Here is a 24967-nt window from a genome sequence, read left to right as displayed (position 1 = left end):
TTGGAGGAAAGGACAGCAAGCCTCACTTTCAACCTCATTTCCTTGATCTTCCGCAAAGCGAACCCGATCGGCCGCGCATAAGGTTGGACGCATGCGAGGGAACCAGATGACGGATTCAGTTTTACATTTCTACGGTGCGGCCGGATCGGTAACCGGCTCGTGCTTTGTCCTTGAGCACCGCGGTACCCGCACATTGGTCGATTGCGGCATGTTCCAGGGCTCCAAGACCGAGAAAGAACTGAATTACAGGCCGTTCCCGTTCGATGCGTCTCTGGTTGACGCCGTCATTTTGACCCATGCGCATATCGATCATTCGGGACTTATCCCGAAATTGGTGAAAGCCGGTTTCGAAGGGCCTATCCATTGCACGCCGGCGACCTTGGATCTGTGTTCGATCATGCTGCAAGACTCTGGACATATTCAGGAATCAGAAGTCGAGCAGCTGAATCGCCGGCACGGCCATAGATCGCGCGATACGTTGCAACCCATTTACACCGCAGAAGACGCGCGTGCCGCGATGATGCAGTTTCGAGCGGTCGCCTATAAAGAATGGCAGAGATTGGAGGGCGGACTTGGATTTCGGCTTTGGGACGCCGGACATCTGCTCGGTTCGGCTTCGGTCGAAATCGAGCTTGCGACCGAAAATGGCCCCATCCGCATACTGTTTTCCGGTGATGTCGGTCCGCAACACAAGCTTTTGGAGGCCCGGCCGGATGCTCCCAAGGACTTCGATTATGTCATCTGCGAAAGCACGTATGGGGATCGTGAACGAGACGAAGTTTCCGACGTCGCTCGTCGCGAGCAACTTCGCGCGATCCTTCTCAAGGCCTATCATCCCAACGGCGCTCTGCTGATCCCATCATTTGCCGTCGAACGCACTCAGGAATTGCTTGCTGATATCAATGTGCTGATGGATGCGGGTGAGATATCCCGCTGTCCCATCGTCATCGACTCTCCATTGGCTTCGCGCGCGACCGCAATCTTCAAGCAGCATGCGCATTCCATCCCCAACGGCGACCTACTGATCAAAGCACTGAGTGCCAAAAATGTACGCTTTACGGAAACGGCCGAGCAATCAAAAGCAATCGACCTCATTCGCGGCTTCCATATCATCATCGCCGCCAGCGGCATGTGTGAGGCCGGCCGTATTCGTCACCGTCTCAAGAACTGGCTTTGGCGCGATGAAGGCACGGTGTTGTTCGTCGGATTCCAGGCAGCCGGCACACTCGGGCGAATTCTTGAGGACGGCGCGCGCACCGTAAAAATCCAGGGGGAAGAAATCATCGTCCGTGCGACTGTGCGATCACTGGATGCCTATAGCGGTCACGCCGACGCCAGCGAATTGAAAGCTTGGATAGACGCCAGAGAGCCGATTCGCTCAGGGCTGTTTCTGGTTCACGGCGAGCCTGCCGCGCGCGACAGTCTGAAATCTCGTCTGTTGGTGGAGAAGCCGGAAGCGACCATCATCGTGCCATCGCTCGATGACAGCTACAGCCTGACGAAAACAGCTGCCGTACCGCTCGCACGCGGTACGCCGCCTCCGCGCCTAGTACCCCAGGATGTCGGCCATTCGGATTGGCACAATGACTATCAATCGATCGTCCTCGATCTGGAGGAGCGGTTGCGTCAAACCGCCGACCGGAAAGCGCGCGCCGTCATTCTTCGGCGCGTGAAAAGAGCTATTGAGGAAGACGGGCGGCCAAGCTAGCCACAAAGGAGTAAGACCATGCTGATGACGGATCGCGATTGCAGAAGGGGAGGGCAGCGATTTGCCATTCCGACACTCGGAGAGGTCGAGGGCAAGCTCATCGCGTCGGAGATTGTCGCCACAAGTTACCTGCATGAGCTTTCGGCTCATTCCGGCAGCAAAGGGAATGCTTTCGATCAAGAATAGGATCAGACAAGCCCTTGATGCGCGCTGCGCAAGCGCAAGCCTTTGTCACGAGGACAGCGATGCGGCGGTAGTATATGCCTTGGAGCTGCTTGATGCGGCAGCCGAAGTCGCAGGCAACCAGGTTGATACCACCGCGAAGTCCGGTGGTTGCGAGACTGTCCGCCGATTGCGGCGCATAGCGAGCATGAAATGACATCGCACGGCAGCAATCGGCCGGAATAAAGGCAGCGCGGCAAGCCCATGCGTTTCTCAAATCGCAGTTTGCCGGTATTCGTCTCGTTAAGCTACGCGGCGCTATCTGATTGCTGTGGGTGCTCGGGCCAGAGCGACCCAAGGGACGGATTCATCGCCAGCTTGACTTTCTTGATCACAGGTGGGCTCAAGCGATGATCCAGCAATTTGAAGACATTCTGTGCTGCCTGCTCGGCGCCTACGTTATTTGGCCTCACTGATCGCGTGCCAATGCTCTCAAAGAAACCCATTCTATTTGAGCACGGTTGGGTGTGTTCAGGCTGCCAGTTTTCGTAGAATAGTCCCCGGATCAATGGCGGCAGATGCGCTGAGAAGTCAGCCATTGCCTTCTGGCCTATTGAATCTCGAAGCGCGTGTAGGACGGAGCGCAGGCAATCATAGGCCTCATTCCGTTCGCAATGGAGATATTCGGACAATTCTACGACCCATGTTTCGGCTTGGTGCGCAGAATCCGAGAAGGTCTGGGAAGGAATAAAGTTCATGCTAAGCCTCCTTGATCGAGACTATCGTCACCGAATTCCCGATGATGCGCATTGTCCTGGATCAACGCCACGGTTCTATTCGCGCGGGATGTTGGGGCGAAGCCTTGCTGTTTCCGGTCAGCCGAAATCTCTTCTCAAAGGTGGAAAATCTTTCTTCACGGATCGGATCGAACAATGAGTGACGGCGACGTTTGCACTCAGCAGATGATCTACGTCAATGATGGGGAGTCCCACCCGTGAATAATGAACGGAGCGCCTGAGTGGTTCGCCACGCCGGCAGCACCCATCCAATTCGTTCTTCGGGAGCCGGTACTTGTACAAATCCCACGTCCCTCTTTTTTTCGCCGTTGTTACGGTCCTGAGCCTAAATGCAGGAAGTCGCGAGGTCGCGGCGCGGGATGCAACAACATTTAGCGATCACATGCAGCAGCTCTGGAGCAAGTTGCATGGTAACCAACAGCCGGCCGGCATTGCGATGTCCAATGGTCGCATCGAGGCACAGCAGGTTCTGGTGTCCGCGAAATTCGCTGGTCGTGTCGCTGATATTCTTGTTGAGGAGGGACAGATAGTCGATGCTGGCGCCGTCATTGCGCGCATGGACACGTCCGAGCTCGACGCGCAGCTTTCTGGTGCGGAGGCGGACGTTCGGCGTTCCGAAACCGGTGTGGCGAGCGCCGAGGCGACTATTGCGCAGCGTCAGAGCGAACTCACGCTCGCGCATCAGGAGCTTGACCGCGCCTTCGATCTCAGCGCCACGGGAAGTGGTACACGGCAACAACTCGACCTGCGTCGCAGCCAGCTTGCCGTTGCCGAGGCCACCTCCCGTTCCGCGCTTGCAAGCCGTGATGAAGCTCAAGCCGCCCTGGATGCCGCTCGCGCCGAGGTGGCGCGCATTCGCTCGCAACTCGACGATGCGATCCTGAAGGCGCCCAGACGAGGGCGTGTGGAATACAAGTTGGTGCAGTCGGGCGAAGTGGTGGCAGCCGGGGCGCCGGTTGCGACGCTGCTCGATCTGGCGGACGTCTACATGACGGTTTTTCTGCCGGCACGAACCGCTGGGCGTCTCGCTTTTGGTGATGAGGCACGCATCATTCTCGATCCAGCTCCCGACTACGTCGTGCCCGCGACCATATCCTTCGTCGCCGCGGAGGCGCAGTTCACGCCGAAAACAGTAGAGACCGAGGATGAACGCGAGAAGCTGATGTTTCGTGTCAAGCTCCGTATCGCGTCCGATTTGCTGAAGCAGTACGAAACGCGGGTGAAGACAGGAGTTCGGGGCGTGGGTTACGTGCGCACCGACCCAGCTGCTCCCTGGCCGTCGCAACTCGCCGTGAAGTTACCCCAATGATGGGCGCAGTTATCAGCTTCGCCGGCGTTACGCATCGCTATGGGAAGAAAGTGGCACTCGACGGGGTTGATCTCGTAGTTCCGGCCGGCTGCATGGCGGGCGTGATTGGCCCGGACGGCGTTGGAAAGTCGACGCTGCTCGCGCTCGCTGCCGGTGTAACGAGGCTGCAACAAGGGAATATCCACGTCCTCGACGGCGATATGGCCGATGCGCATCAGCGCCGTCTCGTCGGCGCCCGCATCGCCTACATGCCCCAGGGTCTGGGGCGTAATCTCTATCCGACGCTGAGCGTTGCCGAAAATCTCGATTTCTTCGGCCGCCTCTTTGCAATGGATCGCAATGAGCGTCGGGAACACACGGACGAGCTGCTGAAGATCACCGGACTTGCTCAGTTTCGAAACCGCCCCGCTGGTAAGCTGTCCGGCGGCATGAAGCAGAAACTGGGCATCTGCGCCGCTCTGATTCATAATCCGGATATTCTTATTCTCGACGAACCGACGACCGGCATCGATCCGCTGTCGCGTCGACAATTCTGGGAGCTGATCGCACGCATGCGGGCGCGCCGGCCGGGAATGAGTGTCATTGTCGCCACGGCCTATATGGAGGAAGCCGAACGTTTCGATTGGCTTGCCGCCATGTATGGAGGTCGGGTGATAGCAACTGGAAGCCCCGCAGAGATTAAGCAGAACACGCGGCAATCCTCACTGGAAAGTGCTTTTGTTGCGCTCTTGCCGGAGGAGATGCGCAGGGCTGATGCGCCGCTTCCCGTTATCTCGCGCCCGGTGGAAGACGGCGCACCCGCCATCGAAGCAGAGGGACTTACCCGACGTTTTGGTGATTTCACAGCCGTCGATCACGTAAGCTTTCGTATCGGTAAGGGTGAGATTTTCGGCTTTCTCGGCTCGAATGGTAGCGGCAAAAGTACGACCATGAAGATGCTGACCGGTCTGCTGCCTGCAAGCGAAGGCGAAGCACGCCTCTTCGGTCAGCCCCTTAAAGCCGGAGATTTGGAAACGCGCCGCCGTGTCGGCTATATGTCTCAGGCCTTTTCTCTTTATGGGGAGCTCACGGTCCTCCAGAACCTGGTACTGCATGCGCAGCTATTTGGCCTTCCCGCTGAACAGGCGGCGGTTCGCGTGAGGGAAATGCTGGTCGACTTCGAACTTGCAGGCGTTGCGGACAGTCGCCCGGAAAGCCTGCCGCTTGGCATGCGGCAGCGCCTGCAACTTGCTGCGGCGGTCATACACCGCCCGGAGATTTTGATTCTGGACGAGCCGACATCCGGGGTCGATCCGGTTGCCCGCAACGTTTTCTGGCGTTCGCTCCTGACACTGTCACGCAAAGATGGCGTAACGATCTTTCTGTCCACGCATTTCATGAACGAGGCCGAACGCTGCGATCGAATTTCCTTGATGCACGAAGGCAAGGTGCTTGCCGTCGGCAATCCAGCAGAGCTTAAGAAGCAGCGCGGTCGAGAGACACTGGAAGATGTCTTCATCGACGTGCTCACGGCGGCGGGAATGGGAAGCGACGACACGGAGGCGGTTGCAACGGTTGACAATGCTGTCGTCGTCCCAAAGCCTGGCATCTTCGACCTTCGCCGATTGTGGGCATACGCATGGCGTGAGACCCTGGAAATACGCCGTGACCCCACCCGTCTGGCCTTCGCATTTCTAGGTCCCGCAATCCTCCTCCTGACCTTCGGCTATGGCATCTCCTTCGATGTGGAGCGCCTGCCATTTGCCGTCTTCGATCAGGATCAATCGGCTCAGAGCAGGCAACTTCTGGAGAGCTTCCAAGGTTCACGCTATTTCGAGGAGCGGCTCGCTGCCTCTTCCGTCGACGAGCTCGAGACTCGTCTTAAGAGCGGCGAATTGAAGCTGGCGATCGAAATTCCGACCGATTTCGGCAAGGATCTCTTGCGTCAGACCCGCGCGGAAGTTTCGGTCTGGCTCGACGGCGCCATGCCTTTCCGTGCGGAGACGGCACGCGGCTATGTTTCAGGACTTGCCACGGCCTACCTGACCGACAGCGCCGCGCGCCGCAGCGGTCGCAACACATCCGTTTACCCGATCGATATTGAAAGCCGCTTTCGTTATAATCAGGCCTTCAAGAGCGCTAATGCCATTGTTCCAAGCGTCATCGTTCTTATGCTCGTGCTCATTCCCGCCATCATGACGGCGCTCGGCGTCGTCAAGGAGAAGGAGACGGGATCCATTGCCAACTTTCAATCGACCCCGGTTACGAAGATCGAGTTTCTTCTTGGCAAGCAGTTGCCCTACGTCACCATCGCCTTCCTTAGCTTCATTCTCCTTGTCTTGATGACCCGGTTTGTCTTTAGCGTACCGATAAAAGGTTCTCTTCTCGCCTTTACCGTCGGGTCGTTACTCTATGTCTTCGCCACGACCGGTTTTGGCCTGTTTATATCGAGCTTTGTCCGCAGTCAGGTCGCCGCGATTTTTGCGACAGCCATCATTGCGATTATCCCGGCGGTGAATTTTTCCGGACTGCTCGTCCCGGTCTCGTCGCTTTCGGGTGGCGGACGGCTCATGGGACTTGCCTTCCCGTCGGCATGGTATCAGCCGGTCAGCGTCGGTGTCGTAGCAAAGGGGCTGGGTTTTGCCGATCTCTGGCTCGATATGTTGGTGATCGGCCTCTTTGGACTCGGGTTCACCGCGGCCGCGATTATTTCACTGCGAAAGAGGGGGGCGTGACATGGTTGCCCGTCTTTTCCGAATCCTTCGCCTCGGCATCAAGGAGCTCTACAGCCTCAAGGCCGATCCCGTCCTGGTCGTGCTGATCGTCTATACATTTACCTTCGCCATCTATGCCGTGGCGACGGGCGCGAAATTCGAGGTTGAGAATGCCGCGGTGGCAATCGTCGATGAAGACCGTTCGATGCTGTCTGCAAGATTGCATGATGCCTTGCTACAACCCTTTTTCAAGGCCCCGGAACTGATCGATGCCGACGAGATCGATGCTGCGATGGACGCCGGCCGCTTCGTTTTTATCGTCGAGATTCCACCAAAATTCGAGCAGGACGTGATCGCCGGACGCCATCCATCGGTCCAGATCGATATCGACGCGACCGCGATGTCGCAGGCCGGCAATGGGGCTTCCTATATCCAGAATATCATCCTGCAGGAGGTGCTGACGGCAATGCCTGGAGCTGATCAGAAACAACCGATCAATCTGGTCGTACGGGCGAAATTCAACCCCAATCTCAAATCCGAATGGTTCACGGCCGTGATGCAGGTGATCAACAATATCACCATGCTCTCCGTTATCTTGACGGGCGCGGCACTGATCCGCGAGCGCGAACATGGAACGATCGAGCATCTGCTCGTCATGCCCGTCACCCCGATCGAGATCATGCTTGCAAAAATATGGGCCAACGGTCTCGTCATCGTCGTCGCCGCGATCTTCTCACTCATCGTCGTCGTAGAGCGCCTGCTTGGTGTGCCTGTCGCGGGATCTGTAAGCCTCTTTGTGGCCGCGGCCGTCCTCTACCAGTTTTCGGTGACGTCACTCGGTATCTTGATTGCCACCGTTTCGACCTCGATGGCACAGTTCGGACTGATTGTGATGCCGGTTCTTATCGTTATGAACCTTTTGTCCGGGAGCACAACACCGATGGAGAGCATGCCCGGCTGGTTGCAGAATGTGATGCAGCTTTCGCCATCAACACATTTCGTCGCTTTATCGCAGGCCGTGCTATATCGGGGAGCCGGATTTGCGATCATATGGCCGCAAATGCTGGCGCTCTTCGGTATCGGAGCGGCATTCTTTGCCTTGGCCACCTTGCGCTTTCGCAAGTCGCTTCTCAGCGGTCAGTGAGGTGCCTGACAGTGGAATTTAGTAGTCCAGATTGCTTGCGCATTCGCTCGTCACTATTGTCATGAAATGGATATCATCGAAGCGTTTCAGCGTCTCAGCCTCGCTCTTGCCATCGGCATCCTGGTCGGGGTTGAGCGCGGCTGGCAGGAGCGCGAGACGGCGCCCGGTAAAAGAACGGCCGGTATTCGCACTTTCGGCCTGTCCGGCTTTCTCGGCGGCTTGGCGGGTTTCCTGTATGTTAAGCTCGGACCGATCCTGCCGACTGCCGTGTTCACTGTGTTCGGCATCGCCTTCATCGTCTTCAACAGATACGAAGCCGAGCGGGAACAGGATTACAGCGTCACCAGCGTCATAGCGGCTCTTGCGGTCTTCGTCCTCGGGGTCGTTGCGGCGGTTTCCGACATGACGGTTGCTGCGGCCGGCAGCGTCGCGGTGACCGCCTTGCTGGCTGCTCGCCATAGTCTGCATGGATTCCTGCGAAACCTGACATGGCTGGAATTCAGAGCTGCACTCGTGCTGCTTGCCATGACACTCGTTGCGCTGCCGCTGCTTCCCGACAGAACAATCGATCCCTGGAATACGATCAATCCATTCCAGCTATGGCTGCTGACAATCATGATTGCCGCCATCTCCTATATCGGCTATCTGGCGGTCCGCATTGCCGGACCAAAACATGGAATCCTTTTTAGTGGCGCTGCAGGCGGGTTCATTTCGTCAACCGCCGTCACCTTGTCCTTTGCGCGTCTATCGTCCGGCAGCACTCAGGCGACCCACAGCCTCGTTGCCGGCGCGACTATCGCCGGAGCAATGTCCGTCGGACGGGCGCTGGTCATCAGTGGCATATTGGCGCCTGTGCTCGTTCTCAAGCTGGCTGTCGCGTTCGTTCCCGTCATTCTTGTCTTTCTTTCGGCGACCTTCCTGATGCTCAGGGGAGCGAAGGCCGACGATAAGGCAACCGACATCAATCCAGATAATCCGTTCGAATTGCTCACGGTTCTCCGCTTCGGAGCATTTCTCGGCGTCATAAGCTTCCTATCGAAATTTACGATCGACCAGATCGGGCCATCGATGATCTTTGTCGTCGCGCTGCTTTCGGGACTTGCCGATCTTGATGCAATCACCCTGTCGACGGCACGCATGGCGGGCTCGGCGCTGACGACGGAGGTTGCGACGATCGCGATCTCTCTGGCCGCGGCCGCCAACCTGATAGCGAAGATGGTGCTGGCCATCATGTTCGGAAGTCGCGCCTACGCGACAGCACTGAGTGTGACAACGTTGACGGCGCTCGTCGTCGCCGTTGCCGCCTATTGCGGGCTCGGCACCTTGACCTGAGCGCCGGCCGGGACATCGCGATCCCCATGAAATCATGGCCGGCACCGAGCTCAATTGACGGAAATCAATGTAGCATTGCGTCCTCGGCTTAGAAAATGTCCCGACTTCTCGTCGCATTTACCCCGAAAGACCGAGATGCAGCGCATGTTGCAAACTCGGCTCTTGTTCCTGATATCCATGACCTGAGGAAGGATCGCCATGTTTCGCGGGCGCATAAGAAACAGGGAGTTGCTCGAACGCATTGTCAGCGCGGACGATGCCGCCCGGCTGATCAAGGACGGCATGACCATCGGCATGAGCGGCTTTACGCGCGCGGGCGAGGCAAAGGCCGTGCCCATGGCGCTTGCCAAGCGCGCCAAGGACGATCCGCTGAAGATCACGCTGATGACCGGCGCGTCGCTGGGGAACAATCTCGACAAGGCCCTGGTCGAGGCGCATGTGCTCGCTCGCCGTATGCCTTTTCAGTCCGATCCGGTTCTGCGAAACGCGATCAATGCCGGCGAAGTCATGTTCATCGATCAGCATCTGTCCGAGACGGTGGAACTTCTTCGCAGCCGCCAGATCTCGCCGGTCGATATTGCCGTGATCGAGGCGACGGCCATCACCGAAGACGGCGGGATCATTCCGACGACATCGGTCGGCAACTCGGCAAGCTTCGCGATCCTGGCCGATAAGGTCGTCGTCGAAATCAACCAGTCGCAGCCACAGGAATTGGAAGGGCTGCACGATATCTACATCCCGACGCGCCGGCCAAGCCGCGAGGCAATTCCCGTCATGGCACCAGACAGCCGGATTGGCGTTCCTTTCATTCCGGTTCTCCCGGAGAAGATCGCCGCTGTTGTCGTCACACAAAACAGCGACAGTTCTTCGACCATTCAGCCGCCGGATGCCGAAACGCGAGCGATTGCCGGGCATCTGGCTGAATTCCTGATGCATGAGGTCAAACTCGGACGCTTGAGCCACAGCCTTCTGCCGCTTCAGGCTGGCATCGGCACGATCGCAAATGCCGTACTCCACGGTTTCATCGATACGCCGTTTCACGATCTGACCATGTATTCCGAGGTCCTTCAGGATTCGACCTTCGATCTGATCGACGCCGGAAAGCTCACATTTGCATCCGGTTCCTCAATGACCTTGTCCGCCGACAAGTATCGCAAGATCATTCCAGATATCGCAGCGTATAAGTCGCGGTTGATCCTGCGCCCGCAGGAAATCAGCAATCATCCGGAAGTCATTCGTCGCCTTGGGATCATCGGAATCAACACCGCGCTGGAGTTCGACATCTACGGCAACGTCAATTCGACCCATGTCGGTGGAACACATATGATGAATGGTATTGGCGGCTCGGGCGATTTTGCCCGTAACGCCTATATGTCCATCTTCGTTACGAAATCGACGGCAAAGAACGGTGCGATTTCAAGGGTCGTGCCCATGGTCAGCCATGTGGACCATACTGAACACGACGTCGATATATTGGTGACCGAAACTGGGCTGGCTGACCTTCGCGGTCTCGCGCCACGGGAACGCGCTACCACCATCATCGCCAATTGTGTGCATCCGGCCTACCGCGAAGCCTTGTCCGACTACCACAAAAGAGCCCTTGCGCGGGGCGGACAAACGCCGCACGTCATCGAAGAGGCACTCAAATGGCACAGCTCACTGCGCGAAATCGGTCGGATGCTGGCTTAGCTTGGATATTGAGGATCATTTATTCACGATCGGCCTCCGATGGACGTCCCCTCGACGGCATCTGTATGCCCGAATGGAGACGTTGATCACCATATAGAGGAGGCGTCCAAACATCTCTGCGGAAACAGGGAGTTTTTTGAAATCGGAGCGTCGACGCACGCGATATTGATCGCTGCCATGCGGGAGATCGAAACTCGCATGCGGAATGCATCGGCTTACGCCTGCTGCCTATTGCAAGCTTTTGCCGACAGACGTGGGTCGAGCAGTGTTCCTTTCTCGCCGCGGGCGATGGCGCCCGCATCCTCCAACCTGCCGATGCCGGCCGGTCTATCCATTTCTTTTGCGAACTGGATCGCGGCGGCGACCTTCGGCGCCATCGAGCCTGGTGGGAACCTCACGTCAGATAACATCTCCGGAGGAATGCGACCCAAGCTTTGAGCCTTTGATGTCCCGTAGTCCAGATAGACCGCATCGACATCTGTCAGAAGCAGCAACATGTCGGCATTCAGCTGCCTTGCCAGCAGCGCACTGGCGGCATCCTTGTCGATCACGGCTTCTATCCCGGTAAGTCTGCCGTCAGCCTGCTCAATCACGGGGATGCCTCCGCCGCCCGTGCAAATGACGGTCACGCCGTGATCGACCAGCAAGGCGATGGTTTTTGCCTCGACGATTGCCAAGGGTTTTGGCGAGGCGACGACGCGCCGCCAGCTTTCACCGTCTGGTGCAATTCTCCAACCGCGCTCCCTGGCGAGCCGTCGCGCGGTCGCTGCATCATAAATCGGCCCGATGAACTTGGTTGGATGTGAAAAGGCGGGATCGCATGCCTCCACCCGTGCCATGGTCAGCAGGGTTGCAATTTGATGGCTCTTCAGGAGATTTCCGAGCTCCTGTTCGATCATATAGCCGATCATCCCCTCTGTTTCGGCGCCCAGAATATCCAAGGGAAAACCATTGCCGTTGGAGGCTTCTGCCTGCAGAGCAAGGAGCCCGACCTGGGGACCGTTGCCATGTGTGATGACCAGAGAGTGACCGGCATGAATGAGGTCAGCCAAGGCGGCAGCAGCGACCCGGATATTGGCGCGCTGATGTTCAGCCGTCATCGGCTCGCCGCGGCGCAGAAGTGCGTTCCCGCCGAGCGCAGCTACGATCAGCATGTCAGCCTCCAATCGTCGCGACGAGTAAGGCCTTGATCGTATGCATGCGATTTTCGGCCTGATCGAAAACAATGGAGGCATGAGACTCGAAAACCTCGTCCGTCACCTCCATGCAATCAATGCCATATTCCTTAGCGATGCGGGCGCCAACTTCCGTCTCGGTGTCGTGAAACGCTGGAAGACAATGCATGAACTTCGCATAGGGATTTTCTGTCGCCTCGATCACCTGGGCGGTAACTCGGAAGGGAGAAAGAAGCCCGATGCGCTCCGCCCAAGCCGATTCACTCTCGCCCATTGAAAGCCAGACGTCCGTATAGACAAAATCGGCCCCCAGCACCCCCGAGCCGACATGTTCCATCAAAGCGAACTTGCCGCCGCTCTTCCATGCCTCCGATTTCACATGATCGACAAACGCTTGGTCCGGCCACAGGGCTGTCGGCGAGATGAGGCGAAAATCGATCCCGACCTTGGCGGCGCCGAGCGCCAGCGACATCGCCACATTGTCGCGCCCGTCGCCAAGGAAGGCCACGACCATGTCCGACAGATGCTTGTGGGTGAATTCCCGCATGGTCATGAGATCGGCGAGAATTTGCGTCGGATGAGAAACGTCAGTCAGCCCATTATAGACGGGCACGCCGGAATAGGTTTTCAGCGTCTCGACTGCACTTTGCGCGAACCCGCGATATTCGATGGCGTCATAAATGCGGCCGAGAACGCGCGCAGTATCCTTCATCGATTCCTTGTGGCCGATATGGCTGCCGGTGGGACCCATGTAGGTGACGTGTGCACCCTGGTCATAGGCGGCGACCTCGAACCCGGTTCGGGTGCGTGTCGAATCCTTTTCGAAGATGAGGGCGATATTCTTTCGCGTCAGGCGCGGCACTTCGTAACCGCCCAGTTTTGCGGCCTTGAGATCGGCCGCAAGTCGCAACAGATAACGGATTTCCTCCGCTTCCAGATCATCGAGCGACAGAACGCTGCGACCATGAAGATTGATGGGCATGACAAGTTCCTTTGCAACTAAAGGGAGGCGCGAGCTAGTGGGCACGTCATGCAATGTCCGCCACCGCGGCCACGGCTGAGTTCTGCCCCTTCGATGGTGATCACCTCGACACCTGCGCGGCGCAGCAGCGTATTGGTATAGACGTTGCGGTCGTAGGCGATGACAACGCCGGGCTCGACAGCGATGACATTGTTGCCGTCATCCCACTGCTCGCGCTCGGCTTCATAGCGGTCGCCGCCGGTCGCAACGGCACGCAAGCTCTTCAATCCAAGCGCTTGCACAACCACGTCGGTAAACGGAGATGTCTCCTCCCGGGTATCCACCGAACCTTCGGTATCGCCCGGCCGCAGCGAGAAGCTCCGCAAGCGATCGACGACAGGAGGATACATGGTCACCAGATCCCGGTCGCAGAATGTAAAGACAGTATCGAGATGCATGAAGCTGCGATCGCGCGGCATAAGGGCCGCAATGACGCGTTTTGCAATACCGCTTGCAAAGAGACTTCGAGCAAGCGCGCCCACTGCCTGCGGAGTGGTGCGCTCACCCATGCCGACCAGGACGACACCATCGCCAATCGGCATCACGTCGCCACCTTCAAGACTGGTTCCAGTGACCGGGTTCTCAGGCGAGATGAATGTGAAGTCGGCTGCGTCGAACCGTGGATGAAAACGATAAATCGCTTCGACATTTGCAGCCTCTGGCCGTCGCGCCTGCCAATACATGGCATTGACCGAGACGCCACCATAGATCCAGCAGGAACTGTCACGGGTAAAGAGTTGGTTCGGCAGTGGCGGTAGCACGAAATCCTGCGGCGCCAGTGTCCGTCCAGTGAGCCCAAGCGGTTCAAATGGCAATTCGGCACGCGCAATGCCGCCGACAAGGTAGGTTGCCAGCTGATCGGCTGGCATCTCATTGAGCCAGCCGCGTAGTTCGTCGACCATGTCACGTCCGACAACCGCAGATTCGACCCGGCGATCGAGCAGCCAGCGGCGCGCGCTGGGCAAAGCCATAGTTTCCGTCAGCAATTCGCCCAACGACTGCACGATCACGCCGCGTTCGCGCAAAGCATCGACGAAGATGTCGTGCTCCTGGCGTGCGCGCTTGACCCAAAGCACGTCGTCGAAAAGCAACGCCTTGCAATTGTCGGGTGTCAGGCGCCGAAGGCTCAGGTCAGGGCGGTGAACCATGACTTCGCCGAGACGACCGACTTCTGAATGAACCCCCAGAACATTCATGGCGCTGCTCCCTGTCAAAACGGGCTGACGATGCCGGCCCACATTTCGTAGGCGGCAAGGAGGGCTACCGCGACAAGCGCGGCGGCAAGCACGGCTTCGAGGAGACGGAAGGGCTTTTGACCCGACTCTCGGCAGGCAAGAACATAGAAGAGAATGCCCGGCGCATAGAGGATTGCACACATGAACAGGTAGGCCGGGCCGGCGGCATAGACGAGCCACAGCCCGTAAAACGTTGCCAGAATCCCGATGAGCATTGGGGCCGTTCGTTGTTCACCCGGTGCATAGCTTTCGCCTGATATGGCCAGCTTTGCAGCATAGGCGCCGGAGAGGATGTAGGGCACGAGGATCGCGGTTGATGCGATGGAAAACAACGCCTGATAGGTGCTGTGAGCAAAGAGCGTAACGCCGAGGAACGCCTGGACAAGAAGATTGGTGATCAGCAGCGAAGCCCACGGGACACCACGGTCACTTTCCAACGCGAGGAATTTCGGCATGGTTCCGTCCTTGGCCGCCGCAAATGGAATCTCAGCTGCGAGGAGCGTCCAGCTTAGAAAGGCACCGATCACCGAGATGACAAGTGCGATGTTGATGAGAGCCGCACCCCAGGGGCCGACGACTGCCTCAAGCACCCCGGCCATCGATGGATTCTTCAGTGCGGCAAGCTCGGGTTGGCTCAGAATACCAAGCGAAAGCAGGGACACGAGCGCGTAGAACGCGAGACAGGTGAAAAACCCCAAGACCGTTGCCGTGGCAATGTCTTTCCGCCGCTCGGCCCGGGCGGAGAACACGCTCGCACCTTCTATGCCGATGAATACCCAGAGGGTGACCAGCATGGTACTCTTGACCTGCGTGGTGATCGAGCCGAGGCTTGCGTTGCCCAGACCGGTGAAATCGAGCAAGAAGACATTAAGCTTGAAGGCGACGACGCCGACTCCGACGAACAATACAATCGGCGCGATCTTTGCGATGGTGACGATAAGGTTCGCGACCGCTGCTTGGCGGATGCCCGCGAGGACAAGAGCGTGGATCAACCACAGCAGGATCGATGCGCCGAGCACCGCCTGCCAGGTGTTGCCATCACCGAAGGACGGGAAGAAATAGGATAGTGCGCTGAAGACGATAACTGCATAAGAAACATTACCAATCCATGCACTCAGCCAATAGCCCCACGCACTGTTAAAGCCGATAAATGGACCAAATCCAGCTTTCGCATAGGCATAGGGGCCCACATTCAGGTTTGGTTTGCGGGTGGCCAGGGATTGATACACAAAGACCAGCGCCAGCATGCCGATCGCCGTGATCCCCCAGCCAATTGCGATGGCCAATGGACCGGCGCCGGCCGCCATGTTCTGCGGCAGGCTGAAGACGCCGGACCCGATCATCGAGCCGATGACCAATGCCGTTAGCGAACCCAGGCGCAATTTTCTGCTAACCGCCACCGGCTCGGTCGAGGCGACAAGCTTTATGCCGATCGAAGTCATGGTTTTCTCCCAAGGATTAAGGGCGTTTATGGGAGACACTGGACACCAGGCGGCGGTGACAAACCTTGATCCTGGTCAAGGAGGTTGTCATTTTTGTAGACTTGCACACCGCACCCAGAATATTGGCTGACGATCCTGGAGTTCGCCGCAGCCACAATGCGGCATCACCCGCCGTCCGTCTGTTCGGTGTCATATTGCGAGCCTGCGCACAGTAGTCTCTCCAGACTTTTCAGGAAGGGGCGCTGACTACCGACGATCTTTTGGCCTGCCTCGGAAAGAGAGAACCATTCGGCGCGATCGATCTCCGGGAAGGACTGGAAATGCCCGCTACGTGGCGGCCACTCAATTTCAAACAGATTGCTGCGCAAGCGGGATGTATCGAATACTCCTTCAAGGGCAAAGGCGGTGACGACCTTTCCGCTCTTCTGGCGCAATTCGCCAAGAGGCTGCAGTGCGCCATCAGTTGCACAGCCTGTTTCCTCAGCGAATTCCCGTCGAGCGGCCGATTCAGGTGCCTCATCATTTCCGTATTCGCCCTTGGGAATAGACCATGCGCCGTCATCACGTTTACGCCAGAAGGGGCCTCCCGGGTGGACAAGCAGCACCAAAATGCTGCGTCGCGCCTTTTTATACATTAGGATCCCGGCGCTTTTCTTCATGTCTGATCTTCCGCCAGCAAGCGTCCAGTTACCCAAGACAATCCCGATCAGCACTATATTCACGAGCTTTCAACGAAGGTGCGAAAAATGGCCGGCAATCGTCACTGTTGGAAATCCCGTCGCAACACAATGATCCTGGGGTCATCGGGATCGCTATGAGCGTGAAAGGCCATGTCGCGTTCGAGCTCTATTGCTTCATGGTTGTCACGGCTTTCGATGGATTCGATGCTCTTGAAATTATGTCGTTCTGCATAGCGGCAAATATGGGCGAGCATTTCCCAACTGATGCCCTGATGTTTGTAGTCCTCACGAATGGTGAGCGCGACCTCTCCGCGTTGAGGATCCTTGCCGACCGCCAACATTGCCACTGCCAGCAACGTCTGATCAGATGAAAGGGCAAGGAAATTGACGCGCTTGGGATCGTCGGCGCTTGTCATTTCGACGAGCCTTTCATGAGAAACGGATTTCATTCCGGACAAGAAACGGAATCTGACATCAGCGGGTGTCACATGCTTGAAAAAATCGGCGACAATTGCCTCATCCTTCGGCACCGCGCGCCGAACGTGGAAGTGAAATCCGGTATGGGTGATCAGATCGGCATCCGTATCTTTGATATCCATCGTGCTTCTCCTTTAGGTTCACGGAACAATTGCTCGCCCCGGTCCCGATGCTAGGGTGATGCACTTGTTACAACAATGCGGATCGGTTGACTTTGACCCAACTCAAGGAGCACGCATTTCTGGAGCGAAGGATTCAGCTTGATCGCCAGCGGTTTGACGACGGACAAGCGCGGAATTTTCATTAGCTTGAACGCAAACGTACAACAGAAATGATGGCGACGTCCCGTGCTGCCGATCTGTAGCAGCAACAACCTCAATGTGAGAGGTCGTGATCACCACCGGCCGGCTTTTTGACGAAAAAGGCCATTATGACCGCCGCTATGGAGATGATCGCGCCACAGAAGAATGCTGTCTGGATCCCGGCAGTCGTCGCTGCCGCAACCGTAACGCCGTCGGACATTGTAGCATTTGAACCGGTCATCGTCATGACGGCAACGAAGAGCGCGGTACCGGCCGCACCGGCTACCTGTTGCGTGGTGCCGATCATGGCGCTTCCGTGATAGAGGTTCGAGGGAAGGGCGCCCAAACTGGCAGTGAACAGGGGTGTGAACATCAAGGCGAGACCGATGCTGAGGATGACATGGGCGATCAGCATCCACCAGAATGACGTCCCCGGTTGAATGAACGTCAGGCTCCACATCAGCAGGCTAAACAGGATGGCACCTGGGATGACAAGGGGCATGGGGCCATACTTGTCGAACAGGCTGCCGGCCGTTGGCGCGCACAGCCCCATGATCAAACCGCCAGGAAGGAGCAATAAGCCCGTCTGGAGCGTGCTCAACCCCAAAACGTTCTGAAGATAGATCGGCAGCAGAATGAAGACACCGAACATCGACATCATCAGGATCGCCATCATCATCGCCGGAATGGTGAATGCCTTTATCGTCAGAGTGCGCATATCCAGCAAGGCTCGATCGTGTTTTTGGAGCTGCAGTTGCCGCAGGATGAAAATCGCGATGACGGCAGCTCCCACGATGAGCGGAAACCAGGGGGACAGGATCGGCGTGTGAACCGCGGCCTCGCCCAAACCGCTCAAGCCGTAAACGAAGCAGCCGAAACCGAGGGCAGAGAGAGGAATGGACAGGACATCAATCGGCGCTTTTTTCGGTTGCGTGATGTTGCTGATCTTCCAGGCGCCGAGTGCAAGCGCGGGCGATGTCACGGCAATTCCTTGTGAGGAGCGGCTGCGATAGACGCGCGTGCATGAACACTTCACCAGTCAGCTACAAGCGCCATCGCTTCCCACCGCAGATCATCGCCCACGCGGTATGGCTCTACTTTCGGTTTCCGCTGAGCCTGCGCCTTGTCGAGGAATTGCTGCTGGAGCGCGGCATTGTCGTGTCCTACTAAACGATCCGCCGGTGGGGAACGAAATTCGGCCCGGATTACGCGCGTCGCCTTAGCCGCAAGAAGCCCAGCGGGAATGATGTGTGGCATCTGGACGAGGTCGTCATCACCATTGCCGGCAGGAAACACTGGCTATGGCGCGCCGTCGATCAAGACGGGTATGTGCTTGACGAAATCGTCCAGAACCGGCGCAATACCCAGGCTGCTAGACGATTACTGACCCGCCTTCTGAAGAAGCAGGGTATCGCACCGAAGCGGATGATCAGTGACAAGTTGCGCTCCTATGGCGCAGCTCGCCGACATGTCATGCCGCACGTCCAACACCGATCCCACAAAGGCCTGAACAACCGTGCCGAGAATTCTCATGTGCCGTTGCGACAACGGGAGCGGACGATGCAAGGCTTCCGATCACCGGGAGGCCTTCAGCGCTTCGTCTCTGTCTTCTCCGCTGTCCGTAATCTCTTCGTCCCACCCCGCTCACAACGCTCCGCATTCCAAAACCGCGTTCACCGCATCCAGGCGATGGCAGAGTGGAAAGCTGCGGCCCGAGCCATGGCTTGAGATCACCCGCCAAGGCAGAACATCTCCCGCACAACCGAATTCAAGTTAAGGTGACATCGCCCGCGCTCCAGTAGCATTTCCTCGACCAGCCGCAGGCTTAATGAGAACCGGAAATAAAGCCACACGGCATAGGCAATGATCTGCGGGGGAAAACGGTGGTTCTTGTAACTAACGGCGGACGACTTCATGGCGCCGGCTTAGCCTCCAACCGTCAAGCCGCTAATAAGGTGACATTACCCCATATCGCAGAAAGAGTTGCATCGCCTCGAAGTCATCCAGAAGATCCGTGACGAATGCCTGAGCGTCGTCCAGGCTGCGGAACTTCTCGACCTCAGCAATAAGTTGTGGAAGCGGTCGTACGCGTTGCTGCCGTGCGGAGCATTGCTTTTATACAACTAAGAATAGTTTAATTTCTCTATTTGCAACGTTCTGCGCCGTACCACAAACACTCGCCGCGCGTCCGGCAACAGCAGATCGCAATCGTAGACTTGACATTTGTCGTACATTATCTGACAACTGTAAAAAACGAGCTCGGATGAGCCTCGGCATAACCGGTTCGTCGGCTGGAGAAACGGCGGGCCGGTTGCGGGAGGACTGCAAATGGATGAGTTGCTTGAGGTGCAAGGGCTGAAGAAGTTCTTTGGAGGCGTGGCCGCGCTCCGAGACGGCTGCTTTCGGCTTCGCGCCGGTTCGGTGCACGCTCTCTGCGGCGGCAACGGCGCCGGAAAGTCCACGTTCCTGAAAATCTTGATGGGCATCCACAAGCGCGATGCGGGATCCATCCGTCGGCGCGGGCAGGAGGTCGATTTCTCGAGCCCCGCCGATGCGCTGGCATCGGGAATCGCGATCATCGAGCAGGAACTGAGCCCGATCCCGCATATGACGGTCGCCGAGAACATCTACCTTGGACGCGAGCCGTCGACGCGCTTCGGCGGCATCGACTTCAAGACGATGAACCAGAATGCCCAGCGCCTGCTGGATCAGTTGGAATTCAAGATCCGCGCCAATCAATACATGATGCATCTCTCCATGGCGCAAATGCAGCTCGTCGAGATCGCCAAGGCGCTCAGTCATGACGCTGAAGTTATCTTCATGGACGAGCCGACATCGGCGATCGGCGAGAAAGAAGCGCAGCAGCTCTTCAAGACAATCGAGCGGCTGAAGGCGACCGGCAAGGGCGTCGTCTACGTCTCGCATCGCCTGTCAGAAATCTTCCAGATCGCCGATTCCTACACCGTCTTCCGTGATGGCAGCTATATCGGCAGCGGCAATCTGGCCGACGTCGACCGCCCGAGCCTGATCAAGATGATCGTCGGCCGCGAGCTCGGCGAGGAATATGTCAAAACCAATGTTCCGACCGACATCGTCGGCCTCGAAGTGACCAATCTGACGGCGCCTGGCAAGGTCGAGGACATCTCCTTCGAGGTCAAGCAGGGCGAGATTTTCGGCATCTACGGGCTGATGGGCTCGGGCCGTACCGAAATCTTCAACTGCATCTTCGGCCTCGACAAGATCGAGAAGGGCGAGATCAAGCTGCACGGCGAGCCGATCACCATCTCCAAGCCGGCCGACGCGATGAAGCACGGCATCGCGTTCGTAACCGAAGACCGGAAGGTGACCGGCCTCAATCTCAGCGATAGCGTGCGCGGCAACATCGCGCTTGCAAGCCTCCCGGAGCTCAGCCCGAACTTTGTCATGCGCCGCCGCCACGAAAAGGTCGCGAGCCGGGAGATGACGTCGCGCTTCGCCATCAAGGCCGCGCAGGACACCATGCTCGTCTCGGGCCTGTCGGGTGGAAACCAGCAGAAGGTTGTCCTCGGAAAGTGGTTCCTGCGCAATCCGAAGATCCTGCTGCTGGATGAGCCGACGCGCGGCGTCGATGTCGGCGCCAAGCGGGAGATCTATCGTGTCATGTGCGAGTTCGCCGCCGCTGGCGGTACGGTGGTAATGATTTCGTCGGAGATCGACGAAGTGCTCGGCATGTCCGACCGCATCCTCGTCATGCGCGACGGTAAATCCGCCGGTGTCCACGCCCGCGCCGACACCGATGCACAGGTGCTCGTGCACCTGTCGACATGACAAGGCCAACTGCGACCCCAAAACATCATCGATCGCCTGGGAAGAGGTTCAGAACAGTGTCCCTTACAGAAAATAAGTCGGCGACCGGCTTTCTCAATTCGGATCGCCGCAGGCTGCTTGTTCAGGAATACGGCATCTTTTTCGCGTTCCTGATCCTGTCTGTCATCCTGTCGATTTCCAACGAATACTTCCTGACGGCAGGCAATATTTCGAACGTGCTTCTACAAACCTCGATCAACGGCGTGCTGGCGATCGGCATGACCTTCGTCATCCTGACGCGCGGCATCGATCTTTCGGTCGGCTCCGTCGTGGCGCTGGCCGGCATCGTCAGCGCCAGCCTGGTGACGACCTCGGCGACCGCCGGTTTCCACGGCGCTCCCTATCCGGCCGCCCTGGGCATCATCGTAGGTCTCCTGGTCGGTCTTGCCTGCGGCGCCGTCGTCGGCTTCATCGTATCGCGCTTCGCCGTCCCCGCCTTCGTCGCGACGCTCGGCATGCTCTCGGCTGCCCGCGGCCTGACGCTGATTTATGGTGGCGGCAAGCCGGTTCCCGCCCTAACGCCGGCATTTCGCTGGCTTGGAACGGGCAATATCGGCGGCGTGCCGATGCCGGTCGTTCTGCTCGCCATCGTCTTCATCATTTCCTGGTGGATTTTGAACAGAACGCGCTTCGGTCGCTATATCTACGCCGTCGGTGGAAACCCGCATGCGGCCAAGACCTCGGGCATCGACGTCACCCGCATCCGCTTCCTCGTCTATTGCATCTCGGGCATTCTCGCCGGTCTTGCGGGCATGATGCTCTCGGCCCGCACCGGCTCCGCGCTGCCGCAGGCCGGCATTGCCTACGAGCTTGATGCCATCGCCGCGGTCGTCATCGGCGGCACGAGCCTTTCGGGTGGAGTTGGCCGGGTGACCGGCACTCTGATCGGAGCACTGATCATCGGCGTCATGAACAACGGCCTCGATCTCATGGGCATCGAATCCTATTACCAGCAGGTCATCAAGGGCGCGCTCATCGTCGGCGCCGTAATGCTGGATCAGAAGCGAAATCAGGGGCAGTGACCCAACCAATTCGGATTGCAATCATGATCCGAGCGCCTACGGCGCGTCGAAGCGACGGCCGAACATTCCTATGGAGGAGAACGAAATGAAGAAATTATTGCTTGGGCTTCTAGCGACCGCCGTCATCGCAGCTTCCCCCGCGCTTGCAGCGGACAAGAAGCTGAAAATCGGCGCCACTACCTATGGCCTGAATGCCGAATTCATGCAGATCTGGTCGGCCGCGCTGAAGCAGCATCCGGCCGTCAAGAGCGGCATGGTGGACCTGACTGTCTTCGACGGCCGCTACGACGCGCTCGTCCAGCAGGAACAGTTCAACACCATGATCACCCAGAAGTTTGACGCCATCATCTTTGTCCCGATGGATGTCGAGGCCGGCGCCGCTGCTGTCCAGGCCGCGCATGATGCCGGCATTCCGGTTGTCGGCTCGAACGCTCGCGTCAACTCCGACCTGCTGACGTCCTATGTCGGCTCCAACGACGTCGAAGCCGGCGAACTGGAAGCTAAGTCGGTCCTCGACAAGATGGGCTGCAAGGGCAACGTCGTCATCCTCGAAGGCCCGATCGGCCAGTCCGGCCAGATTCAGCGCCTGGAAGGCAACCAGAAGGCACTCAAGGCTTGCCCGGATGTGAAGGTGCTTGAAATGCAGACGGCGAACTGGTCGCGCGCCGAAGCCCAGACGTTGATGGAAAACTGGCTGACGGCCCACCCGGGCCAGATCAACGGCGTCATCGGCCAGAACGACGAAATGGCACTCGGCGCGATCGAAGCGATCAAGGCCGCCAACCTGAAGGTCAGCGACTTCGCCATCGCCGGCGTTGACGGCGTGACCGATGCGATCAATGCCGTCAAGCGCGGCGAGATGGCGTCGATCCTGCAGGACGCCAACGCGCAGGCCCAGGGCGCGCTCGATATCGCCATCAAGGCCGTGGACAAGGACTACCAGCCGCAGTCGCCGATATGGAAGCAGTATCCGGACATGAAGTGGGGCGAAGGTACCGACAAGACCTATCTAGTTCCGTGGACCCCCGTCACCAAGGACAATGCCGATAAGCTGCTGGAATCCCGCAAGTAAGACGATGAAATGAGGGGCGGCGGATCGCCGCCCCGACCTCAAACATTAGGGCTTGAAACCATGACCGTTACCGCTCCCACGATCGACCTCAATTTTCCGCTTACCGGCAAGATCGCGCTGGTAACGGGCGCCGCCTCCGGCATCGGCTCGGCCATCAGCGATGCGCTGACCGCGAAGGGCGCCACGGTTGCCGTGCTCGACATCAATGCCGAGCTCGCCGAATCCAAGGCCAAATCGCTTGGCAATGGCGCCAAGTCTTTCGTCTGCGATGTGTCGCAGCCGGCATCGGTCACTCGGGCGGTCGCTGACGTCGTTGCAGCTTTCGGCGGCATCGATATCGCGGTCAACAGCGCCGGCGTCGTCTTTCTCGCCCCGGCTGAGGATCTGTCGCTCGACTACTGGGACAAGACGATCAACATCAATCTCAAGGGCAGCTTCCTCGTCACCCAGGCGGTGGGCCGCGCCATGATCGCCGCCGGCAAGGGCGGCAAGATCATCAATCTCGCCTCGCAGGCCGGTACGGTCGCCATCGAGGAGCATGTCGCGTATTGCGCCTCCAAGTTCGGCGTCATCGGCATGTCGAAGACCTTTGCCGCCGAGTGGGGCAAGCACGGTATCTGCGTCAACACCATTTCACCGACCGTCGTGCTGACGGAGCTCGGCAAGAAGGCCTGGGCCGGAGAGAAGGGCGAAGCCGCCAAAAAGCGCATTCCCACCGGCCGTTTCGCCTATCCGGAAGAAATCGCTGCCGCCGCCGTTTTCCTCGCTTCGGCTGGCGCGAACATGATCAACGGCGCCGATCTGCTGATCGACGGCGGCTATACCATTCTGTGAGCTCAAACGCTCGGCCATTTCCAGGAGACCTCATGCAGCGGTTCGTCAACCATCCCGATCTCGTCGTCGAGGATACAGTCAAAGGCTTCGTCAAGGCCCATTCGGATATCGTGCGCCTTGCCCAAAACCCGCGCGTCATCGTTGCCAAGCATGCGCCCGTCAGCGGCAAGGTCGGTATCGTCACCGGCGGCGGCTCCGGGCACGAGCCTGCCTTCATCGGTTATACCGGAAAGAACATGCTGGATGCCGTCGCGGTCGGCGAACTCTTTTCCTCGCCGACCGCGAAAAGCTTCTTCGACGCTATGAAGGAAGCTAATGGCGGCGCGGGCGTCGTCTGCCTCTATGGCAATTATGCCGGCGACAACATGAACGTCAAAATGGCGACTAAGCTTGCCGCCAAGGAAGGCATCGAGGTCCTGACCGTCGTTGCCAATGACGATGTCTGCTCGGCGCCGGCAAGCGAGCGCGAAAAGCGTCGCGGAGTCGCGGGTGAGATCTTCATGTGGAAGATCGGCAGCGCGAGGGCAACCCTAGGCGGCACGCTGCACGAGGTGCAGACTGTGGCGCAGAAGGCGATCGACAATTGTCGCTCGATCGGTGTCGGCCTCGGGCCATGCACGCTCCCGGCCGTCGGCCATCCGAACTTCCAGATCGAACCGGGCACGATGGAGGTCGGCATCGGCCACCACGGCGAGCCGGGCGTTCGCGTCGAGCCGCTGAAGACGGCCGAAGAGGTCGCCAAGGACATGTGCCGGATCGTGCTTGACGATCATGATCTGCCCGCCGGCACGGAGGTCGCCGTGCTCGTTTCAGGTCTCGGCGCCACACCGCTCAACGAACTCTATATCCTGAACGACACGATCGAATCCGAGATCACCGGCCGCGGTCTCAGTATCCACAAGACCTATATCGGCAACTACTTCACCTCGCTGGAAATGGTCGGCGCGACGCTGACCGTTCTCGCTCTCGATGACGAACTCAAGCCGCTTCTCGATCTCGAAGCGTCCTGCAACATGTTGCTCTGAGG

20 protein-coding genes and 2 pseudogenes are annotated in these 24967 nt (G+C 58.3%); 13 read left to right on the top strand and 9 right to left on the bottom strand.

Annotated elements, in window-relative coordinates:
- The first annotated feature begins 106 nt into the window (after positions 1–106).
- Together FHX05_RS24905 and FHX05_RS30495 are read left to right on the top strand one after the other, a co-directional pair.
- A complete protein-coding gene (locus FHX05_RS24905; protein WP_183875188.1) occupies positions 107–1708 on the top strand; it encodes an MBL fold metallo-hydrolase in 1602 nt (533 codons plus the stop codon).
- An 18-nt stretch (positions 1709–1726) separates the two neighbouring features.
- Positions 1727–1894, top strand: a complete 168-nt coding sequence (locus FHX05_RS30495) for a hypothetical protein (RefSeq protein WP_246699082.1) — start codon at positions 1727–1729, stop codon at positions 1892–1894.
- A 284-nt stretch (positions 1895–2178) separates the two neighbouring features.
- Here the strand turns inward: FHX05_RS30495 and FHX05_RS24895 are convergent, their stop codons facing one another.
- Positions 2179–2628 (bottom strand): DUF2267 domain-containing protein, encoded by a 450-nt coding sequence (locus FHX05_RS24895; protein ID WP_183875186.1) that lies wholly within the window; start codon positions 2626–2628, stop codon positions 2179–2181.
- A gap of 313 nt (positions 2629–2941) precedes the next feature.
- Here FHX05_RS24895 and FHX05_RS24890 point away from each other — a divergent pair, with 313 nt between their 5' ends.
- From FHX05_RS24890 to FHX05_RS24870, 5 genes are all read left to right on the top strand, one after another.
- Positions 2942–3976, top strand: a complete 1035-nt coding sequence (locus FHX05_RS24890) for an HlyD family efflux transporter periplasmic adaptor subunit (RefSeq protein WP_246699081.1) — start codon at positions 2942–2944, stop codon at positions 3974–3976.
- A complete protein-coding gene (rbbA, locus tag FHX05_RS24885) occupies positions 3973–6690 on the top strand; it encodes a ribosome-associated ATPase/putative transporter RbbA (RefSeq protein WP_183875184.1) in 2718 nt (905 codons plus the stop codon). The genes FHX05_RS24890 and rbbA overlap by 4 nt, the downstream gene beginning before the upstream one ends.
- Before the next feature lies 1 nt (position 6691).
- Positions 6692–7813, top strand: coding sequence for an ABC transporter permease (locus FHX05_RS24880; RefSeq protein ID WP_183875182.1), 1122 nt, complete (start codon positions 6692–6694; stop codon positions 7811–7813).
- Positions 7814–7879: 66 nt separating this feature from the next.
- Positions 7880–9145, top strand: a complete 1266-nt coding sequence (locus FHX05_RS24875; RefSeq protein ID WP_112606504.1) for an MgtC/SapB family protein — start codon at positions 7880–7882, stop codon at positions 9143–9145.
- 198 nt (positions 9146–9343) lie between these two features.
- The gene (locus tag FHX05_RS24870; protein WP_112606502.1) at positions 9344–10834 is read left to right on the top strand and encodes an acetyl-CoA hydrolase/transferase family protein; all 1491 of its coding nucleotides are present in this window, start codon (positions 9344–9346) and stop codon (positions 10832–10834) included.
- A 215-nt stretch (positions 10835–11049) separates the two neighbouring features.
- Here the strand turns inward: FHX05_RS24870 and arcC are convergent, their stop codons facing one another.
- The 7 genes from arcC to FHX05_RS30490 form a co-directional block, all read right to left on the bottom strand.
- Positions 11050–11988, bottom strand: coding sequence for a carbamate kinase (gene arcC, locus FHX05_RS24865; protein ID WP_183875180.1), 939 nt, complete (start codon positions 11986–11988; stop codon positions 11050–11052).
- 1 nt (position 11989) lies between these two features.
- Positions 11990–12991: an ornithine carbamoyltransferase gene (argF, locus tag FHX05_RS24860; RefSeq protein ID WP_183875178.1), complete on the bottom strand. Its 1002-nt coding sequence runs from the start codon at positions 12989–12991 to the stop codon at positions 11990–11992.
- A gap of 17 nt (positions 12992–13008) precedes the next feature.
- Positions 13009–14226: an arginine deiminase gene (locus FHX05_RS24855; RefSeq protein WP_183875176.1), complete on the bottom strand. Its 1218-nt coding sequence runs from the start codon at positions 14224–14226 to the stop codon at positions 13009–13011.
- A 14-nt stretch (positions 14227–14240) separates the two neighbouring features.
- Positions 14241–15707: an arginine-ornithine antiporter gene (arcD, locus tag FHX05_RS24850; RefSeq protein WP_183875174.1), complete on the bottom strand. Its 1467-nt coding sequence runs from the start codon at positions 15705–15707 to the stop codon at positions 14241–14243.
- A 164-nt stretch (positions 15708–15871) separates the two neighbouring features.
- Complete coding sequence (locus FHX05_RS24845) at positions 15872–16366, bottom strand: NUDIX domain-containing protein (RefSeq protein ID WP_183875172.1); 495 nt, start codon at positions 16364–16366, stop codon at positions 15872–15874.
- A 101-nt stretch (positions 16367–16467) separates the two neighbouring features.
- Positions 16468–16986, bottom strand: a complete 519-nt coding sequence (locus tag FHX05_RS24840) for a GNAT family N-acetyltransferase (protein WP_183875169.1) — start codon at positions 16984–16986, stop codon at positions 16468–16470.
- 253 nt (positions 16987–17239) lie between these two features.
- Positions 17240–18148, bottom strand: coding sequence for an MFS transporter (locus FHX05_RS30490; RefSeq protein ID WP_348648338.1), 909 nt, complete (start codon positions 18146–18148; stop codon positions 17240–17242).
- On the opposite strand from FHX05_RS30490, the pseudogene FHX05_RS24830 reads away from it, so the two are divergent.
- Positions 18142–18894 (top strand): annotated as a pseudogene (locus FHX05_RS24830) (IS6 family transposase). The gene FHX05_RS30490 and the pseudogene FHX05_RS24830 sit on opposite strands and share 7 nt — an antisense overlap.
- A gap of 59 nt (positions 18895–18953) precedes the next feature.
- Here FHX05_RS24830 and FHX05_RS24825 read toward each other — a convergent pair.
- Positions 18954–19082, bottom strand: a pseudogene (locus FHX05_RS24825) (IS6 family transposase); the annotation flags it as partial.
- Between the two features lie 412 nt (positions 19083–19494).
- Here FHX05_RS24825 and FHX05_RS24820 point away from each other — a divergent pair.
- The 5 genes from FHX05_RS24820 to FHX05_RS24800 all read left to right on the top strand — a co-directional run bounded on the left by FHX05_RS24820 (position 19495) and on the right by FHX05_RS24800 (position 24965).
- Positions 19495–20973, top strand: coding sequence for a sugar ABC transporter ATP-binding protein (locus FHX05_RS24820; RefSeq protein WP_183875168.1), 1479 nt, complete (start codon positions 19495–19497; stop codon positions 20971–20973).
- Positions 20974–21029: 56 nt separating this feature from the next.
- Positions 21030–22034: an ABC transporter permease gene (locus tag FHX05_RS24815; protein WP_183875166.1), complete on the top strand. Its 1005-nt coding sequence runs from the start codon at positions 21030–21032 to the stop codon at positions 22032–22034.
- An 85-nt stretch (positions 22035–22119) separates the two neighbouring features.
- The gene (locus tag FHX05_RS24810; RefSeq protein WP_113217136.1) at positions 22120–23106 is read left to right on the top strand and encodes a substrate-binding domain-containing protein; all 987 of its coding nucleotides are present in this window, start codon (positions 22120–22122) and stop codon (positions 23104–23106) included.
- A gap of 60 nt (positions 23107–23166) precedes the next feature.
- The gene (locus tag FHX05_RS24805) at positions 23167–23940 is read left to right on the top strand and encodes an SDR family oxidoreductase (protein ID WP_183875164.1); all 774 of its coding nucleotides are present in this window, start codon (positions 23167–23169) and stop codon (positions 23938–23940) included.
- A gap of 32 nt (positions 23941–23972) precedes the next feature.
- Positions 23973–24965 carry a dihydroxyacetone kinase subunit DhaK gene (locus tag FHX05_RS24800; protein ID WP_183875163.1) on the top strand — a complete coding sequence of 331 codons (993 nt, stop codon included), beginning with the start codon at positions 23973–23975 and terminating at the stop codon, positions 24963–24965.
- The last annotated feature ends 2 nt before the right edge of the window (positions 24966–24967 follow it).

Source organism: Rhizobium sp. BK491 (genome assembly GCF_014194925.1).
Lineage (GTDB): Bacteria > Pseudomonadota > Alphaproteobacteria > Rhizobiales > Rhizobiaceae > Rhizobium.
This window is presented reverse-complemented; position numbering and strand designations above follow the sequence as displayed.

Excerpts from the sequence above, each read along its gene's own strand:
- FHX05_RS30495 (WP_246699082.1), top strand. The coding sequence starts at position 1,727 with ATGCTGATGACGGATCGCGATTGCAGAAGGGGAGGGCAGCGATTTGCC.
- FHX05_RS24870 (WP_112606502.1), top strand. The coding sequence starts at position 9,344 with ATGTTTCGCGGGCGCATAAGAAACAGGGAGTTGCTCGAACGCATTGTC.
- FHX05_RS24805 (WP_183875164.1), top strand. The coding sequence starts at position 23,167 with ATGACCGTTACCGCTCCCACGATCGACCTCAATTTTCCGCTTACCGGC.
- arcD (WP_183875174.1), bottom strand. The coding sequence starts at position 15,707 with ATGACTTCGATCGGCATAAAGCTTGTCGCCTCGACCGAGCCGGTGGCG.
- arcC (WP_183875180.1), bottom strand. The coding sequence starts at position 11,988 with ATGCTGATCGTAGCTGCGCTCGGCGGGAACGCACTTCTGCGCCGCGGC.
- FHX05_RS24810 (WP_113217136.1), top strand. The coding sequence starts at position 22,120 with ATGAAGAAATTATTGCTTGGGCTTCTAGCGACCGCCGTCATCGCAGCT.
- FHX05_RS24855 (WP_183875176.1), bottom strand. The coding sequence starts at position 14,226 with ATGAATGTTCTGGGGGTTCATTCAGAAGTCGGTCGTCTCGGCGAAGTC.
- rbbA (WP_183875184.1), top strand. The coding sequence starts at position 3,973 with ATGATGGGCGCAGTTATCAGCTTCGCCGGCGTTACGCATCGCTATGGG.
- FHX05_RS24880 (WP_183875182.1), top strand. The coding sequence starts at position 6,692 with ATGGTTGCCCGTCTTTTCCGAATCCTTCGCCTCGGCATCAAGGAGCTC.
- FHX05_RS24800 (WP_183875163.1), top strand. The coding sequence starts at position 23,973 with ATGCAGCGGTTCGTCAACCATCCCGATCTCGTCGTCGAGGATACAGTC.
- FHX05_RS24905 (WP_183875188.1), top strand. The coding sequence starts at position 107 with ATGACGGATTCAGTTTTACATTTCTACGGTGCGGCCGGATCGGTAACC.
- FHX05_RS24875 (WP_112606504.1), top strand. The coding sequence starts at position 7,880 with ATGGATATCATCGAAGCGTTTCAGCGTCTCAGCCTCGCTCTTGCCATC.
- FHX05_RS24895 (WP_183875186.1), bottom strand. The coding sequence starts at position 2,628 with ATGAACTTTATTCCTTCCCAGACCTTCTCGGATTCTGCGCACCAAGCC.
- FHX05_RS24845 (WP_183875172.1), bottom strand. The coding sequence starts at position 16,366 with ATGAAGAAAAGCGCCGGGATCCTAATGTATAAAAAGGCGCGACGCAGC.
- FHX05_RS24840 (WP_183875169.1), bottom strand. The coding sequence starts at position 16,986 with ATGGATATCAAAGATACGGATGCCGATCTGATCACCCATACCGGATTT.
- argF (WP_183875178.1), bottom strand. The coding sequence starts at position 12,991 with ATGCCCATCAATCTTCATGGTCGCAGCGTTCTGTCGCTCGATGATCTG.
- FHX05_RS24820 (WP_183875168.1), top strand. The coding sequence starts at position 19,495 with ATGGATGAGTTGCTTGAGGTGCAAGGGCTGAAGAAGTTCTTTGGAGGC.